The 17184-nt window shown below is 58.2% G+C and carries 12 protein-coding genes; 9 read left to right on the top strand and 3 right to left on the bottom strand.

The annotated features are described in order from the left end of the window. Positions 1 to 29: 29 nt before the first annotated feature. The 3 genes from EYW42_RS16360 to EYW42_RS16350 form a co-directional block, all read right to left on the bottom strand. Complete coding sequence (locus EYW42_RS16360; protein ID WP_259371301.1) at positions 30 to 923, bottom strand: DUF4238 domain-containing protein; 894 nt, start codon at positions 921 to 923, stop codon at positions 30 to 32. 274 nt (positions 924 to 1197) lie between these two features. Next, positions 1198 to 2448 carry a hypothetical protein gene (locus EYW42_RS16355; RefSeq protein WP_135536444.1) on the bottom strand — a complete coding sequence of 417 codons (1251 nt, stop codon included), beginning with the start codon at positions 2446 to 2448 and terminating at the stop codon, positions 1198 to 1200. A gap of 51 nt (positions 2449 to 2499) precedes the next feature. Then, positions 2500 to 3246, bottom strand: coding sequence for a hypothetical protein (locus tag EYW42_RS16350; RefSeq protein ID WP_202613941.1), 747 nt, complete (start codon positions 3244 to 3246; stop codon positions 2500 to 2502). Between the two features lie 123 nt (positions 3247 to 3369). Here EYW42_RS16350 and EYW42_RS16345 point away from each other — a divergent pair, with 123 nt between their 5' ends. From EYW42_RS16345 to EYW42_RS16305, 9 genes are all read left to right on the top strand, one after another. Next, positions 3370 to 4305, top strand: coding sequence for a WD40/YVTN/BNR-like repeat-containing protein (locus EYW42_RS16345; protein WP_135536442.1), 936 nt, complete (start codon positions 3370 to 3372; stop codon positions 4303 to 4305). A gap of 464 nt (positions 4306 to 4769) precedes the next feature. Further along, positions 4770 to 5039 carry a hypothetical protein gene (locus EYW42_RS16340; RefSeq protein WP_135536440.1) on the top strand — a complete coding sequence of 90 codons (270 nt, stop codon included), beginning with the start codon at positions 4770 to 4772 and terminating at the stop codon, positions 5037 to 5039. 17 nt (positions 5040 to 5056) lie between these two features. Next, positions 5057 to 5542, top strand: a complete 486-nt coding sequence (locus EYW42_RS16335; RefSeq protein WP_135536438.1) for a pilin — start codon at positions 5057 to 5059, stop codon at positions 5540 to 5542. A gap of 68 nt (positions 5543 to 5610) precedes the next feature. Next, on the top strand, positions 5611 to 7350 hold the full coding sequence (locus EYW42_RS16330) for a hypothetical protein (protein ID WP_135536627.1): 1740 nt from the start codon (positions 5611 to 5613) through the stop codon (positions 7348 to 7350). Between the two features lie 182 nt (positions 7351 to 7532). After that, complete coding sequence (locus EYW42_RS16325; protein WP_202613939.1) at positions 7533 to 8234, top strand: hypothetical protein; 702 nt, start codon at positions 7533 to 7535, stop codon at positions 8232 to 8234. Then, entirely contained in the window at positions 8234 to 9430 is a 1197-nt protein-coding gene (locus EYW42_RS16320; protein ID WP_135536434.1) for a hypothetical protein, read from the top strand. The genes EYW42_RS16325 and EYW42_RS16320 overlap by 1 nt, the downstream gene beginning before the upstream one ends. Before the next feature lie 6 nt (positions 9431 to 9436). Continuing rightward, the gene (locus EYW42_RS16315; protein WP_135536432.1) at positions 9437 to 12784 is read left to right on the top strand and encodes a VirB4 family type IV secretion system protein; all 3348 of its coding nucleotides are present in this window, start codon (positions 9437 to 9439) and stop codon (positions 12782 to 12784) included. Beyond that, positions 12777 to 13904 (top strand): hypothetical protein, encoded by a 1128-nt coding sequence (locus EYW42_RS16310; protein WP_135536625.1) that lies wholly within the window; start codon positions 12777 to 12779, stop codon positions 13902 to 13904. The genes EYW42_RS16315 and EYW42_RS16310 overlap by 8 nt, the downstream gene beginning before the upstream one ends. Next, positions 13894 to 16962 carry a TraM recognition domain-containing protein gene (locus tag EYW42_RS16305; protein ID WP_135536623.1) on the top strand — a complete coding sequence of 1023 codons (3069 nt, stop codon included), beginning with the start codon at positions 13894 to 13896 and terminating at the stop codon, positions 16960 to 16962. The genes EYW42_RS16310 and EYW42_RS16305 overlap by 11 nt, the downstream gene beginning before the upstream one ends. Positions 16963 to 17184 lie beyond the last annotated feature (222 nt).

Raw genomic sequence — 17184 nt, 5'->3', positions numbered from 1 at the left:
AGCCCTCTGCCGACCCCGGGAACCAGTTGCTACCAGTAGTCCGGGATAGGCTCTTCCAGCCTCAAGTCGTTGATGAGTGAGATTTTGTGGTCGTACAGCCAGCGTGCATCAGTTGCTTTCTTACAGGAAATGATGATCCGCTTGTCTTCCGGTGGTATCGTATTTTGATGTGGATGCTGGTGTGACTCCTGAATACCCCGCCTCTGCGCCTGATGTATACGCTCCGTGCTCCACCTGTTGCCCCGAATGTAGTCCTCGTCGGGGAAGTGTCGACACATGACCTCGATCATCTGCTGTAATTTTTCGCCCGCACCGACTGGACCGAAGACCTCTTGGAAGGCACCTAGTCCTTGGACCAGATTGTATTTCCAAACCTCCCGGCAGTCCTTCACCCCGACTGTGTCGATCTCTGTGTCCGGATACTGAGGCTCCACTTTGAACATACTCGGGTCCAACAATACCAACAGCTTGTCTGGGGTAATCGGGCAGAAAATCTGCTTACCATCAAATTGGAAACCTTCCTCCTCGTCTTTCGGGAATTCGTCCTGATAAACAAAGACTGGTACGTCGGAGGTGAAGAACGGTAGCTTGGTCTGGTTCTCAACAACCTTCCAACCTAGGTGCTGGAACCCGGTATAACGCTCGTTCCCATCCATGTGCATGACGCCTTCCCAGTAGTCCTCAACCTCGTAGTCCACCGCCCTGAATAGTTCCTCCAACATTCTGTGGTGCATTTTCGACGCCGGGGATCGATCCCGTTGGAATGAGACGAACTGGAAGATGTTGGCGATATCTTCCTTCGACAAACTTTGGTTGTCATCCACTTTCCGGAGCGTGTTGACCATCGCCTTCTCAGCCTTACTCGTCACTCCACCTTCCAACAACTCGTCAGCGTAGCCTTCCGTGGAAGCTGCGTTCTCAATCGAGTACCGGTCTATCGCGTCGAAGTAGCCGCCCCGCCGTGCTTCTCCACCAACGAATACCTGGAAACCACACCCTCATTCTCTGGAGCAAATAACCGCAGATAGGACTGCTGCACGTAGTGTTCATTCACCATTGCTGTTCTAAGTAAAGGAAAGATGCCAGCTATACGGCAAAAAGACTTCGAGCGAGAAATCCACCTCAGCTCCGGTTGCCATCCAGGACCAACAGGACCACCCAATTATGATGCCGAGGGAGCGAGGGATGGAGACTGCGTCAATCGTCGGTCAAGATTTCTCGAAGACCTGGAGTCATGACAGTAGCAGCGACACCAGATAGAGTCAAATCCTGTGTAAAGTAGTAGGATAACCCGACCATAAGACCTCCAATCACGGACTGCTGCGCTCCTTTTGGGAGACTATTGAACCAGTCACGAGTGGGTCCCGCACCCAGCATCGACTGTACCAACATCGCCGGGATCTCGAACGCCAACTCCGTCGAGAACGCCTCCGAATCCGGCAACGTCGCATCCATGGTCGCATCAACAGGGCTTGTCGACGGAGCCGTAGTCGCCGACGCCTCCAGAGGCTGCGTCTCAACCGTGGTCGTAGAGGCCTCGTCAACAATCGAGCTTCCAGTCGCTGGCGGAGTCGAAGCTGCAACAGCCGCCGCACTCACAGACGGTTGGATCGACGCCAAATCTGCGATAATAGGCTCCGGAAATTGGATGTCTGCGACCGCACTGGAGAGAACGCTTGCCATCGTTGAGTTCAAGATTTTCTGCTGGTCCTCCATCATGGAGGCCAGTGGAGCCAAGCTCGCCGCCAGCATCTGCTGCCTCTGCTCCAAGAGAGGTTGGACAGCAATCGCCAGCATCCGTTGACGCTGCTCAATCAACGGCTGCATCGCCGATGCCAACATTCTCTCACGCTGTTCTATCAACGGTTGAACCGCACGGGCTACTGCCTGAGCCTGCGTCTGCTGAATTGTCTCCTGAAGATTCGCTACCGTACTCGCTGCTAACAACGAACCCGTGGGGACCGTGATGCTCTCCGCCATCTTCTCCAATTTCTCCGAACGCTCATCCGAGAGCGGAGGCGTATCATCCTCAACAGGTTCACTCACCGGTTCATCCTCGATATCGTTCTCCAGCAAGACCGCGCCCACATACTCCCTCAGTAGGTGCTCTACTGGCTCGTCCACGTCCTCGTCTACCTCTTCATCCATCTCCTTTTCCAGGGAGAAGAACCTCCGTCCCACATCAACCGAAACTTTCCTAATGTACGGTGGCTCCTCAAACACTAGTCTGTAGATAGTTAGCAACTCTCGCGTAGTCCCCTCAGACAAGTCGAACTCGTCTGCGACAGCACCGACGTCACACAGCTCTCGGTACACTTCACCGGCAGAACGGATAGTTTCTATCTCCTCGAAAGTGTACTGGTTGCGACGGTTCTCCCGGCGCTCCTCCGCCGCGTCCATCATCTCCTCAAAACTAAGATTTTCAGCCTCTTCCTCGTCCTCCGCCATTCTTACTTTGATCGGTTAGGAATACGGGACTATCAAGCCCCCGCTGAAAACTTAGACATCTGGCTCTGACAGCGGATATGGGAGCTGTTCAAGGAACTCGTCCTCGGATACCACGATCCCTCCGTAATCCCTGAGTCGGTACTCGCCTCTGTAGTTGCCCCAAGCTTTGATCTGGTAAATCTCCGGCTGCCCAGTCGTCTGACCGTGACTCACGAACTCTACGTCCGCTTCTTCGATTTCATCGGATAGAGGCGTAAGACGCTGAGTTACCTCCTGGGACTGTGGCAGTGTTTCTGCGTAGGGCATCACGGTCCACAAGGCGCCTTCGTGGTGGTCAATCACCGGGACGAGCACGTCTTCCAGCGGTTCAAAATTGGAGAGAATTATCTCGTGCCAATTTGACATCCAACCCTCCGTGTAGTCGACTGGATACAGTGCACTCTCTTTTCCTGTGTTCCCGGGTACGGGGAGAGCAAATTTCACTACTAGACGCTGATCCCCCTCTGCAACCTTGGATGGAACCTCGTACACTGCCCGGCTATTCCCCTTTTCGAGATACCGGAAATGCTCATCCAGTGTTTCATGTGCCTTCTCAAAATCCTCCTGCTCGTGGATAATACTCGCGACTTTGTCGAACAGATTACGGAACGAGTCATCGACAACACGTGACGGCTCCATTTTACTGAACAATATCTTCGACAGAACAGTAACTTTCTGGTTTAGAAGCAGATCGAGAAAGGGGAACTGAGAGTAGCAGAGTTTGGGTTTCAAGCCTCTCTGCCAAGGGAGAAATGCCATAGAGTATATCCCTCAAATTCGACGGTTAGCCTGTGATTGATGCCTTGGTGGTCAAAGGACAGCAAGAGCAAATGCACGGTGGGACACCCCGGAGGTTAATCAAACGGCGGACGTACTCCCTCCATGGCAATTCTCATCGGCACCCGAGACGGCGTCTACCGCACAGCAACTGTCCCCGTCGAGGACGCCGAACAGGTTCTCGACAGCGGTGACGTCCCCAGAGTCCAGACGTTTCCAGAACTCGACGGCGTATTCGCGGCCACGAAGACGGGGCTGTATCGGTCGACGGACGAGGGACAGACGTGGAAAAACCTCAACGTCCCACAGGAGGAGGTGTACTCGGTTGTCGCCAGTCCTGACAGTGAGCGACTCTACGCGGGGACACACCCGGCGCACCTCTACGTCTCGATCGACGATGGCGACACGTGGGCCGAACTCGAGGGGTTCCAGGAGCTTCCGTCGCGGGACGAGTGGCATACGCCGCGCCACCGTAACGAAGCCCATGTGCGGAGTCTCGGTGTGCATCCGGAGATGTCCGATCGCGTGATCGCCGGCGTCGAGGTCGGCGGCGTCCACGTCAGCGACGACCAGGGCGAGACATGGACCGAGCGTCGCGACGGCGTCCACGACGACGTCCATCACGTGCTCGTCCTCGGGGCGGACGAGTACGTCGCCTCGTGTGGCGACGGGCTCTACCGAACACGCGATGCCGGGCAGTCCTGGACGAGCCTCGATACCGACCTCGATCACCGATACTTCCGGGAGGCCTTCGAACTCGATGGACGGCTCTATGCAGCGGCTGCACGAAGCTCGCCAGGGACGTGGAGCGGTGAGGGCGGTGCCGACGCGATACTAGTGGAGTCGACGGATTCTGGTGAGACGATTGAGACCGTCTCCTACCCCGGTGGACCAGCCGAGGTCATCCTCGCGTGGACTGCCGTCGAAGGGGATGTGCTGGCTGGTACGAACGACGGTCGACTCATCAGCCGCGACGAGGATGGAACGTGGGTTGATGCTGGAATGATACCAGCGGGGATTCGATCGCTGGAAGTCTGCTAAACTGAGTACTGCAATGGTGATCCGTGATTTGAGCGCGTCTACCCGAATTACGCGTAATGATCGAGCACGGCCCACTCGTCACAGTGGGGGCATTTGTGCTTGGTTACGATTAGGCCCTTCGAGGAGAGATATTCGAAACAGCCCTCACAAGTGTACTTCCCGCAATTATCGCACCGATAGCCGTCGAAGATTCCACCGCCACAGTCGCCGCATCTATCCATCGGATGACGCGTTTCTCCTGCAGCGTCTTAACCTCCGGTGTAGAATAATTCTGCTACAGGAGGTGGTGCCCTGTACTTCGTATTGCCGTATCGCTATTCCGCTATCCGAGTGATAACGCGATAGACGATTATCATATAATCCTTAATACAAATTATTCACAACCATCTGAGTCGTACAGAAAGCATATATGGGCGTATCAAACAACACGGACTGTCGTACAATCGCACATACTCGATTGACGAATGGCACGGAACACCGTCAATACCACAGTGTCGATCATGCCCGCCGATGCGTTGTTTCTCAGCTGGGCGACCGGTATCAACGCATCCGGGCTCTTCCGTGAAGCATTGGCCGAGCAGATGGCGTATCGAGATATCGACCGCGATGAGCTCTCGGCCCTGGTCGACAAAGCGCTCACCGAAACCGACCGAGACCTCGACGACCTCCTCGAACAAACCTCCAACATCGAGGACATGAACGCCCTGCTCGAAGCAGACCCGTCCACCGACTAGCTCCCCGGAGAACGTCTATGAGCAACGCACCCTCTGACCCCGCGAGCGATGCACCGTTCACAGAAACAACCCCTACTGACGATCATACTGCTGAATCGACGATCAGCCACCGTCTCAAAGCCTCCGTCGCCCGTGCGCCACCGCAGGCTGTCTCTCTCACGATGGGGCTTGCATTCCTCGTCGTTGCTGTCGGCCCGGCCGCTGCACAGAGTCAGGTCGGCGACGTGTACTGTGATACTGGCGTCGCGACCGGCATTGATCTCGTGTTCGGCGCAGTCGCTGGCCTCGGCCTCCCCGCAACCGGTTTCTATACTGGGAAGGCTGGCCTCTCGTACATGCGGGCTGGTGGCAACCCCGAGAAGAAGAACGATGCCAAGGAGAAACTCGTCATGTCCGGCATCGGCTTCGGCATAGTCACTCTCGCACTCGTCTCCCCCGAACTCATCGACAAGGTCGGGAGTCAGATGGGATTCGGCTTCTCAGACTGTGTCAAGCCATTTTAGGCTCATTTAGCATCGACAGCGAACTGTCCCACGCCCCACGCCCGCATACGATGGACGCCCTCCGTACGATGGTCGCCGTGTTTGCCTTCCTCCTCGTGAGCAGCAGCACGGTGGTCGTCACGGGCGGCATGGCTCCCGTCACACCATCGGATTCCGGAGAGGCTGTGCCTGACGATGGTCCGGACTACGGCGTGAACAACAGTACCTTTCAGCGGCTCTGGTCCGAGGACGTCGACAACGGCAACCTCTCGGCCGACGATTTCGACGACGCCAACATCTCCTCGCGCGCCGAGTTCGCTCACCGGCTTGCCCGGTCGACGGACATCCCGTTCGCTCGTCCACCACAGGCCACCGAGGACTGGAATAGCGGCGACTTCGGTGATTACAATCCTGGTGACCGAAGTTCGTCGGTCCACCCTGAAGGTGCGTCCCTCGACGATGGCGTGTACATCAAGGATGCATACGTCAGCATCTTCGCCATCCAGCCGTCGACGGTTCTCCACCAGTCGAACGGGACGACGCAGTACATCGCCTCCGACGGCAAAGTCCGTGTAATTAGTGACTACCGCGTTGCCACCCCCCAAGGAGATCAGAACGGGTCGCACCGCGAACGCTGGTCGGTCGACCGCACGAGTATCGAGTCAGTGGAACTCTCCGCAGATGATCAGACCATCGACTCCGGGAGCGGCCATCAGGCAACGCTCCAGTATACGGGCCTCTCTGGATCGCCGCGGCTGACTGTCGAGGCTAATATCACGGTGACGCTTCGTCATGTCACGCTGGACTGTCCGAACTGGAACTCCTCGATATCTGGTTGTGACGGCGACTGGACTCGTAATATCGAAACCCCTGAAGTATCGAAAACGGTGTCGACGTCACAGCCCGTCGTTGTCAACCGACTTTCGGACATCACTGGAAAGCGCGTCCAGTTCGAGGCACACGATGACCAGATCGGCGCGGTCGTTCATCCGAACACGGAGTGGTCGACGATTTCCGTCGACGGCGATGTTCGCGCCCGGAGCAACTGGTGGTTCTACACAGCCGGGAGCTCCGGTTGGCAGACGATGGTCACGAGCACCGCGACCAATACGTCGCGTGCCGCATCCTCAGTCCGTCCCGTCCAGGTTCACGCCTTCCCGAGTCGGCAAGCGCCGTACGTACCTACTGAACCGGCCGACAACGGGGAACACCCACTCGCCATCGAGGAGACGTGGGGAACCGAGCAGGCAGGGCCATCACTGCCGGCGAACATTGACCTCGAGTCTGCCAATCCGTACGTGAACGCAGATTCAATTGCGCTGAGTTCCACAACCCTCGACGAGAGCGCCTTCCGCGAGGTTACTGTACATGGTATCGTCCGCGGGCAATCACGAACGGTCTCTCTCGCCGAGCAGCAGACCGTCCGCGAAACAAATCTCACTCTAACCGTCACCGAAGCCAACGCTACCCACGCGGTCGTCCGTGCGATGGTCACAGAAAACGTGACCGATGACGCTGTCACAACCGGCCGCGTGACAATCGGGAACCAGACCACGGCGCTCAACAGCAGTGGGGTGGCCGTCATCACCGTCTCGAATCCGTCCCTGCTCGTTCACGGCCGGTACCAGTCGGCCGCCTGGTGGCGCACTGAGCAGCCCTATGCAGCGTCGGAGGATATTGCGAAGACACCTGCGAACTTCCCTGACCTCCAGACGCTCATCCAGCTCGTCGTCGTGACGATTCTCTGGTTCATTCCCGTCGTAGTCCTGGTATTCGGCTTCGACTACATGTCCAACGGCGCGCTGCTCGGATTCACCAACCGAACATGAACGACAACACAATCACTTCCAGTTACGACAGGTGTCTCGACCGCCGAACAGTTCTCAGTGGAGTCAGCGGGGCTCTCGTCGCACTCGCTGGCTGTTCCTCATCGCCATCCGATCCCAACAGTCCTAGCTCTGAGACGTCGTCCTCTCCTGGTAGTGAAAGCGATGCCTTCGAGCGTGTTGCGATGGCCGAGACTGATCTCGTTGTCGAACTCGCCAGCGATACTGACGCTGATTCGGTGAACCTCATCAACCCGAGCGGTGAGATGAACTCGCTTCAGCGGGTCCAAGAGGGAGCGACACAGGTCACATTTCAGCTACTCGGTGAAGCCGAAGACGGGTACACGCCCGGAGAGTACCGCGTCGTCGCCGTCGCTGGTGACGAGACCATCGGCGAGGCGACGATCTCCCTCCAGCCTGAAGTCACAATCACGGACGTCATGTGGGCGCAGAACCACCCGGATCTAGACTGGGATAAAGACCAGTCAACGTGGCAGCAATTCGCCGCTCTGACGGTCGAGAATACAGGGAACGCGCCGACGTATCTCACGGCACTTCAGTGGACAAATTCGCCACATACCAAGGTCTCTCCGTCGGAGACACTGACCCATCATCCTACTACCCTCTTGCCACCCGGTGAGACGACTATCTACTCTACCGCTCCGGTATATCAGACCGAAGATCCGACTGGTGTTCACGGGGCTATTGATTGTGGCAACTTGGAGACGGATACGCTCACCGTCGCCGGAGTCGTCCAGGCCGGGACGAATCCGTCGTACTCACAGACAATCGAGTATGGTGGGACGAACAACTCGTGCGAGCTAACCATCGTCGACGGCGGCCCGACTGATTCGACCCAAACGACGTCAAACGGGAGTGGTACCTGATGGGGTGGTTCGAAGAGCAGGTCGAGGACGCCATCGAGAGTGTACTTACGAGCATTAAAGAGGCGCTCCTCGGGTTCGCGAACGACATTTTCGAGGCGCTTCTCAATCCAATTGTCGGCGTCCCCGCGCCGAAATCCAACTCCCGGTATATCGTCGTCGGCACCCCCGATAATGCGCCATGGCAGAGTCTGTACGCGGATTTCTATCTCCAGTACATCCTGCCGCTGACGATCATGTTACTGGTCGTCGGGCTCGCCTACATCGGGCTCCGGTCGGGATCGATCAGCAACTACCGGCGCAAGCGGCTCCTCCGACGGATCGGTCTCGTATTCATGGGGACGTTCGTCTGGTTCCCACTCGTGTCGCTACCGCTCCAGTTCGTCGATGCACTGGGTCTCACGCTTGCCCCAATCGACAGTATGTCGGCCGGGTTTGGGAGTCTCATCGAGTCAGCGGTCGGTGGTCTCTTCGTCGTTCTCGCCATGGTGATCATCTCGAACTTCCTGCTCGTTGTCGCTGCCATCGTCTACGGTCTTCGGTGGCTTGGGATCCTCGTACTGACACCGCTGATGCCGTTACTCGGTGTCTTCTGGGCACTCGACGTGTGGCCGCTCAGTCCGGCCTCGGAGATCGCTCGTCGTGCTGCTGGCATCTATCCTGGTCTCGTTCTCGCGGGACTTCCTGCTGCAGTCCTCTTTCGAATCGGCTGGCAGATGAATCTCACAGCGAGTGCAGACGGAATCTTCTCGCTATTCCTTGGGCTCGTGCTCATTCCAGCGGCCTGCCTCGCCTCGATTATGACCGTCTACTGGTCTGCCCCTGCGGTCCAGACGATTGCCCGCCAAGGTGCCGGAAAGACGAATCCGGCAGCTGCCGCCTCAGCCGCAAAGACAGGCACTGGAAAATCTGTCCGCGGTGCCCGAAATGTGCATCGCGGCTACGCACAGAACAAATCTGGTCCAGTGACGAAAAGCGGGCAGACCCAGCTCGGTAGCGGCGATTCAAAAGCCTACAAACTCGGGTCGTCTGCTCAGTCAACGAAAGACCACGCAGGCCGCTACAACAACCTCCGGAAGTCGAGGACAGGCCGGATGCGCGATAAGACGAAAGAAGACGTGAGTCAGGCCACACAGGCGGCGAAGGCCCGGTCGAAGCAGGCGTTCAGGAACACGAAAAACAAGGTTTCGCGGTGGTGACGATTCATGAGTACGAACACTGACGATCACGAGTATAGTGCCCGACGAATTCACCAGTCCCTGGGCGGGACGACCGCGTTCTTCCAGGGGTATACCATCGGCGAGATCATGCTGTTCGTCGGCGTGGCGTTCGTCACGCTCATCGGCGCAGCGCTCGTCCCGGCCACCTTTACGATCCCAATCCTCGGGTTCGGCATCATGCTCGGGCTCCTCCTGGGATTACTCCACAAGGTGAAGCCCTCCTACCTGTGGCTCACCGAGTGGCTGGCCGCCCGCCTCGGTTGGGCGGTCAAGAACAAGGAGTACACTCACGGGGAGGACAGTAGCGAGGTCCGCTACCTGACCCGAGTTGGGCAAGTCTTCCCGCACGCCATCGAGCGGTCAGACGGCGCGCTCGTCGGTGCAATGAAAGTTGAACCGGCGAATATGGCGCTCGAAGACGATGAGGCGTGGGCGAAAGCCGTCCAATCGCTCTCCGAGTTCGTCAACGCGACCATCGACTTCCCCGTGAAGTTCTATCTCACTAGCCGAGAGGTCGACCAGGACGACGTCGTCCGCGGCCACCAGCGTCGCCTCGGTGACGCCGATGTCCGCTCGCGGCCAGTCCTCAAACGGCTGCTTGAAGAGTACATCACCACCAACACCGATCAGAACGGCGATATCGACTCCGAGAGTACGACCATCCGCGAATACTACATCATCACCGCTGTTCGCGACGCCGACGTCGAACAGCTCGACGAAACCGGTGATAGCGTGCTCGCCTACCTCGCCAATATCCCTGTCCTGGGGCGCGTGTTTGGTCGATTCCAGACCGACGGTCTCTCCGAGGCCGAACGCGACCGCCTCAAAGAGGACAAGCTGGAATCCCGGCTTGGACAGATCCGCCGGGGCGGATCATCGCTCTACCGCTGCTCCGTCAGTCCCGTCGACGCCTACGACCTCACCCGTGTGACGAAGGAATACTGGACGGGACGTACTGAGGAGTACGGTGACATCACTGACGCGATCGGCACGTTCCCGGTCGTTGCACACGGTATCAGCGATGACGTACCGTCGACGCCAGACCCAGACGACGTCGTCGACGCGATGGACGATGGCCAGTACAGCAGGCGTGGCACTTCGACCAACGGTCACGACCAAGAGCGCGACAAGTGGGACGTCTCCGTCGATGATCTTGACGACGAGGGCAGCAACGCGTCAGAAACGGACGACGAGACGGATATCTCCTTCGAGGACCGGCTTGACGACACGTCGACGATCCACCAATCGATTATCGCGCCGTCGACAGTCGACTGGGAGACGACCTACGCCGTCATCAACGACGAAACGTATGTCCGGACGTTCTGGATCGAGCAGTTCCCGGAGGAACCTGCCGACGGGATGCTCGAGCGATTATTGCTGGAGACCGACCTACAGACGGACATCAGCATCCATCTCGATCCGTTCGACAATCAGTCGGCCGAGGACATGATGGCCGACTGGATTTCGGATTTGAAGGTCAACCAGCACGACTCGAACAGCCTCAAAGCCGAAGACCTCCAGGAAGACATTGACCGTGGGAAGTTCATGCGGTCGCTCGTCCGCGCGAACAAGGCGTCGTTCTACCGTGGTGGCGTCTTCATCCGACTCTCTGCCGAGAGCAAGCAGGAACTCGACAACCAGTCGACGCGGTTGCGCTCGATTATAAAGGACGCGCCCGCGAACTGTACACTCAAAGTCGCGAACCGCTGGCAAGAGAAAGGGCTTGCGACTGTCTCGCCCCTCGGTCAGAATGAGCTTGGTCGCGACCGGATGTCGACGCTGACGAACCAGGCGGTCGGCGCGATGTTCCCGTTCAGTTCGAACTATATGATGATGGACGAGGGTGTCGAGTACGGCTACCATGGACACAACGGCTCACCTGTCCAGATCAATCCTTGGGAGCTCGAAACCGGCCATAGCGAACTCGTCGTCGGAATGCCCGGTGCGGGGAAGACGTTCGGGGATATCATGCGCCACCTGCGGATGATGAAGCGCCAGCAGGAGACGATGCTCGTGATGATCGACCCGGTTGGTGGGTTCAAAGGCATCGCCGACGCGCTGAACGCGAAGACGATCTCTGTCGGGGGCGACACACAGCTGAATCCCCTGGAAATCCGTGAGACGCCCCAGGAGGTGCTCGAATCCGAGGACGGTATCTCACCGTTGTCCGCGAAGAAAGACGAGGTCTACGCCGTCCTCGAGAACTTCCTGACCGCTCGCGATATCAACCTCGGAACCGAAACGGGCGTTCTCTCGTACGTCATCGACGAGGCGTACCGACAGGCCGGTATCGTCGAGGACGACGTCAGCACTCACACCCCGGAGAACTCGCCGACGATGACGGACGTCCATCGTATCCTCGCGGATATTGCCGACCATCCCGACGAGCACAACATCGCAGCGTCCGAATCTGCTCGCGAACGCGCCGCCAAGTATGCCGACGAACTCGCAATCGCATTCCAGCCGTTCCGTGACGGTGGTGCGTACGCCAACCTCTCTGAGCGGTCGGAGATCGACATCCTCGAAGGCGACAACAAGGTCGTTTACATCGATCTCGGGCAGATCGAGGGGAGTGCGTCGGGAATCGACCGCCAGACGTTCCTGATGCAGCTGCTCTTGTCGACGGTCTACCAGCAGGCGAAAAAGACCGATCGAAACGTCGAACTCGCCATCGACGAGGCCCACTACCTGTTCGAGGATCAGGCGAATCTCGATTTCCTCGAAACGGCGTTCCGCCACCAGCGCCACGCCGGCCTGCGGATGGTACTGCTATCCCAGACCGCCCAGGAGTTCTACGAGACCGACCAGGCCGAGAAAATTCTTGGTATGTGCCCCATCAAAGTCTTCCACAAACTGCCCGACTTGGATGACGAGACGGCCGACAAGATCGGGCTCACGCGTGAGCAGCGCCAGTACGTCCGTGGGGCCGACGCAGGCAAGGAGGACCTCGGATACAGTCAGGCACTCGTCCGCGTCGAAGAACACGGGACGTACCCGCTGCACGTCGTCGCTGACGAGTTCGAGAAGCGCGTCATTGACTACGAACCCGACGATCGCGAGTTCATCCAGCAGACGATAAGTGCCGAACCCGAGGACCTCGTCGACTTCGAGGGATTCGTGGAGGATCAGGCGCAGATGAACGCGCTCACCAACCGTTACGACCTCTGCGAGGAAGAGGCCACTCGCATTCTTGATGAGGGGTTCACCGAGGACGAGATCGTCGAAGCGGTCGTCGCGAACGCACGGCAGAACGGCACGGTGAAGGCATCCGCCCTCGCTGACGGCGGAGACGACGCTGTCCAGTCCGATGAGGAGGGTACTGATGATGTTTAGCCCGCTCTTGGGCGGCAACCCGCAGTACGACGCAACACAGCTGGAGCTCGAAGAGCCGTTCGTCCAGTACCCAGAAAGTGCGCCGGGTATCCTTCTCAGGATTCGCCCGTTCAAAGAGAACCAAGGCATCGTCGACGGCGCCGGTCTCCTACAGTCCGTTCACGACGTGACGACGAACTTCCGGGGGAAGAACACGAGCGACCATCATTCGTTTGAGGTTTGGTTCGACGAGGGGAAGATCAAGTTCTACATGCACGCTGCGACCGAGGCGGCCGCCGACAAGTTTCGCCGCCGCGTTGGGAACAACTACGCAAACAGCGAGGTGTTCCCCGTCGAAGGTGGGGCTGCCTTCCCCGTCATTGAGCCCGACGAGTATGTCGCTGGCGCGTGGCTGGAGATGGAGAAGCTCCCCTATTACCCGATTCGCCATCACAACAGCGAGGAGTGGGAGACGGATCCATATGGCGAGATCACGAGCGAGATGCTCTCGCTCGACGACAGCAAGGTCATCACGCAAGTCGTCTTTCGACCGGCCAAGCAGTCCTGGACCGGTGGCGACCGGTTCAAGCACAACAGCGTCGACGACCTCGCCCACGCACTCCGGCAGGGAACGTCGGTCGGCTGGCTCAATCCTCGTACACGGCCAGCAAGTGAGAAGGACAAGCAGGCGGCGAAAACTATCGAGCAGCAGCGCGGCCAGCAGGCATTCCACGTCAACATCCGTGTGGTCGCAATTTCAGCAGATAAGGACGAGGCCGAGGCCCGTGCCCGTGGGGTGGCCGGGATGTTCAGAAAGTACTACAACGCGATCACCGAGCAGGGTCTCGACGATACGCCGGTGTGGCATCGGAAGGAAGCCAAGCATGCGAGTCAACTCCGCCAGCATATCACCCGGATGGCTGACCGCGAGTGGACTGACCGGCGGATGATCATGACTGTCGACGAACTCGCCGGCGTCGCACACATCCCGAACAACGAGATCGAGACGCCGAACATCGACTGGCGCTACACGCAACGCGGTGACCGCGTGCCCGCCGACGCAGGCCAATACGAACCGCCCACCGACAGCGGAGATGCCAACGAACGCAATGCTGACAACAGAGGACACAATGGTGTTTGACCGATTCTTCGATCGTGACGACTCCGAGGAGTCGCCTCCCTCGTCCGAGCAGCCCACAGAAGACGAGGACGTAGATTCCAATTCGCAAACCAACGGAGACGAGCGATCAACGTCCGATTCACTATCGGCTTCCCAGACCCGACTCGGAGAAACGTACGATATCAGTGAGCGAGACACGGCCTACGTTGGTGGGAAGTCCGTCATCACCGAAACAGCAGGTGAGGGCACTGTCGCAGGGTCGCACGTCCGCGAGATGTTCGAATCAGGAGTTGATACCTCGCCCGCCCCACTCTGGATCGGCTACGACGAGGACGCGCAACGAGGCTTTCGTGAAGCACCGCTCCGTTTCGAGTCGCTCTTCCGTCACATCTGGATTACGGGCACCACCGGCTACGGAAAAACCACCGAGCTCCTGAATATGATGATCCAGTGGGCGTATTCAGGCTACGGCTTCGTATACTTCGACCCGAAAGGTCGCGACTCCCGTGAACTCCTGCGGAAACTCCCCGAAGACCGTCTGGACGACGTCGTCTGGATCGAGCCTGGATCGTCAGAACACGATAAGACGGTCGGACTGAACTTCCTCGAGGTTCCCGACTGCAATACCGAGGAGGAACGCGAAAACGAGATTGAGAATCGTATTGAGAATCTGAAGGCGATCTTCGATACGGACGAGTACTGGGGGATCAACATGGAGTCAATCACGGAGTCGATGGGCCGGGCGATGATGCAATCCGAGAAATCGTTCTCGGTGATCGATATGTACTTCACGCTGTTGAACGCCGAACGGCGCGAAGAGTTCGCCCTCGACGTCGACGATCCGTATGTGCGCGAATTCTGTATAGAAATCGCACGGATGGACGACGAGACAGTCCGACCGCTGCTCAAGCGGATCAAATCGTGGGTCGAAAATTCGGTCATCCGGCGAATCATCTCCCACCGCGAGAGCACGATCGACTTCCGCGACATCATCGACAACGACCGAATCGTCATCGTCCGCACACCCGTCGAGAACACGGATATTAAGAAGATGGTCACGCTCGGCGTGATGCGGAACCTCTGGAGCGCAATTCAACAACGGTCGTACGAACGCGATACCGACCCGGACCCCTACTTTGTCCTCTGTGACGAGTTTGACGACATCGCGAGTGACAACCTCGATATCGAGTCGATGCTCGCCCGCGCCCGGTCGATGCGACTCTCCGTGACGCTTTCCTCCCAGTACCCATCACAGTTCGACGAGGAGACGCTCAAGGCGATGCAGAACAACTGCGACAACCTCATCGCCTTCTCGGTGAACGATGTCGACGACGCCCAGCTCTTGATGAAGCGGTTCCGAGACTACACGGCAGAGGACCTCATCTCGACCGACCAGTATCAGGCCTGGACGAAACTACCTCTTGACGGCGGTCGGTACTCCGAGCCCGTCCTCCTCCGTTCGTTCCCGCCGTATCCACCGCTTCGGTCGGCTGATGCGGTCGACGATATCATCGAGCAGAGTTTAGACCGGTACGGGACCGACCCGCTGACCGACGCTGAGATTATGCAGACCCTCATCTACAGCGACGCCAACGAGGCAGCCAACCCGACGAAGATACTGGATGAAACGATGGCGGAGGCAATTCGTGCAGTGCAAATACGTGAGGATGTGCGGGCGGAAAACGGCTGGGTGGACGTCACCGCCGTCGACGAAGAACTCTCGGTACGCCTTGAGAACACCCAGCCTGATATTGACTATGAGTACGAGGACTTGCCGGACGTGCGTGAAGCGTCACGGTTACTCGAAGTCAAACTGGAGAACGACGACATCGTCGCTCGTCTCTCCGACGAGGGGGAAACGACGGTACAGCCTGAGACTGGGGCTGTCGGATCGGCAGGCGGAACGAGCCACGATGCAGTACTCATGGATACAGAGACGGCGCTCACCGAACGCGGGTTCAGTGTCGATATCCTCGAACAGGACGGGAGTGAGCAACCCGACGCCACCGCGACCCACCCTGACCACGACGACGACTTCAATATCGAGGCCGAGACGACGACACCTGACCGGCCCGCGAAAGTCTTGCAGAACCTCAAACGAGCACATGAGGCCGACCGGATACCGCTCTTCGTCGTCCGTCCTGGTGACTCCGACACGAAGTGGGCCAAGCGAATCGAGAACATCCTCTCGCCGCCGGTGCAAGAGCGGGCCGACGGTACCGAGCAGTTCTATAATCGTGACGAGATCGTGATGTTCGGCGGTGGCGCGACCGCTCACGGTGGAGTAACTGCAGTTCGGCCACACACCGGAGACACAAATCGGACTGTCTGGACACGCGATGACGGCGAGCGCGTGCTTTCAGACGGCGATACGGAGTTCGCCCGCGTTCCAGACGAGGGGACGCTCTCCAAAGACGGTGTTCCGGCCTACTATAGCCACGATCGAGAAACCGGCCAGTACACCGTCCACAAACCCGGAGATACCTGCGTCTATGACTCGAAAGACGACTTCGAGAGAGACTGGACCCCGATCAAGCGGCCGTTCATCCCCGACGTCGATCTACCAGATGCAGACTATTCGCGCGACAGCTACATCGTGCTGATTTTGCCAGCTGACGGTAGTCCAATGATTTTCCAGCAAGGAGAAACGTATGCGCTGTCCAAGAATCCCGATCTCGAGGAGCTGTGGCCGGACGATTCAACCGGTGATTCAGGCCGGGTAGAGATTTCGACGACCGGCCTTGGCGGGGATGCTTCACTAGATGCCGATGCATCTGTTTCGTCATCGAAAGACGAGTCGATGGACATCGACCCGGACGGCGACGGTGTTGAAGCGTTTACAGCGATGTACGTCAGGCAGGCCGATGGAGCCAAAGTTCCACAGGATGATCTGTTTCAGGCGTACGCCACATGGACTGACCAGCACGATATCGACGGGACAACCAAGGGTTGGTTCACTCGGAAGTTGCGGAACGTGGTCAACCTCGATACCGACCGGTCCAGAGTGGACGGTGACCGCGTACAGTTCTACATCGGACTTACCCTGACAGAAGAGGGACAGACCCTCCTCGATCCATAAAATACACCAGAAATATGATATACTGTGTTAGTGCTTCTGAGAGTATCCCTGTTCGATGGCATGTCGTCTGCGATTCTCTCCGAAATAGCCCCTCACACAGCCAGAATCCAGCATTTGCTTCACCTGTCCACGCAGACCGTCCATCCAAGGAATCCCCACGGACACAGCTGTCCACGCAAAATCGCATGACGGGAGTGCTGTCCACGCAACATCCCCGGCCAA

Source organism: Halostella pelagica, from assembly GCF_004762015.1.
In the GTDB taxonomy this organism is placed as follows: domain Archaea; phylum Halobacteriota; class Halobacteria; order Halobacteriales; family Natronoarchaeaceae; genus Halostella; species Halostella pelagica.
Note: the sequence above shows the minus strand (reverse complement) of the source record. Positions and strands in the feature narration are given on the sequence as shown.

What these genes read in the sequence shown, in the direction of transcription:
- EYW42_RS16320 (WP_135536434.1), top strand. Translation starts at nt 8,234, where the DNA reads ATGGGGTGGTTCGAAGAGCAGGTCGAGGACGCCATCGAGAGTGTACTT.
- EYW42_RS16305 (WP_135536623.1), top strand. Translation starts at nt 13,894, where the DNA reads ATGGTGTTTGACCGATTCTTCGATCGTGACGACTCCGAGGAGTCGCCT.
- EYW42_RS16330 (WP_135536627.1), top strand. Translation starts at nt 5,611, where the DNA reads ATGGTCGCCGTGTTTGCCTTCCTCCTCGTGAGCAGCAGCACGGTGGTC.
- EYW42_RS16350 (WP_202613941.1), bottom strand. Translation starts at nt 3,246, where the DNA reads ATGGCATTTCTCCCTTGGCAGAGAGGCTTGAAACCCAAACTCTGCTAC.
- EYW42_RS16340 (WP_135536440.1), top strand. Translation starts at nt 4,770, where the DNA reads ATGGCACGGAACACCGTCAATACCACAGTGTCGATCATGCCCGCCGAT.
- EYW42_RS16345 (WP_135536442.1), top strand. Translation starts at nt 3,370, where the DNA reads ATGGCAATTCTCATCGGCACCCGAGACGGCGTCTACCGCACAGCAACT.
- EYW42_RS16335 (WP_135536438.1), top strand. Translation starts at nt 5,057, where the DNA reads ATGAGCAACGCACCCTCTGACCCCGCGAGCGATGCACCGTTCACAGAA.
- EYW42_RS16355 (WP_135536444.1), bottom strand. Translation starts at nt 2,448, where the DNA reads ATGGCGGAGGACGAGGAAGAGGCTGAAAATCTTAGTTTTGAGGAGATG.
- EYW42_RS16325 (WP_202613939.1), top strand. Translation starts at nt 7,533, where the DNA reads ATGGCCGAGACTGATCTCGTTGTCGAACTCGCCAGCGATACTGACGCT.
- EYW42_RS16310 (WP_135536625.1), top strand. Translation starts at nt 12,777, where the DNA reads ATGTTTAGCCCGCTCTTGGGCGGCAACCCGCAGTACGACGCAACACAG.
- EYW42_RS16315 (WP_135536432.1), top strand. Translation starts at nt 9,437, where the DNA reads ATGAGTACGAACACTGACGATCACGAGTATAGTGCCCGACGAATTCAC.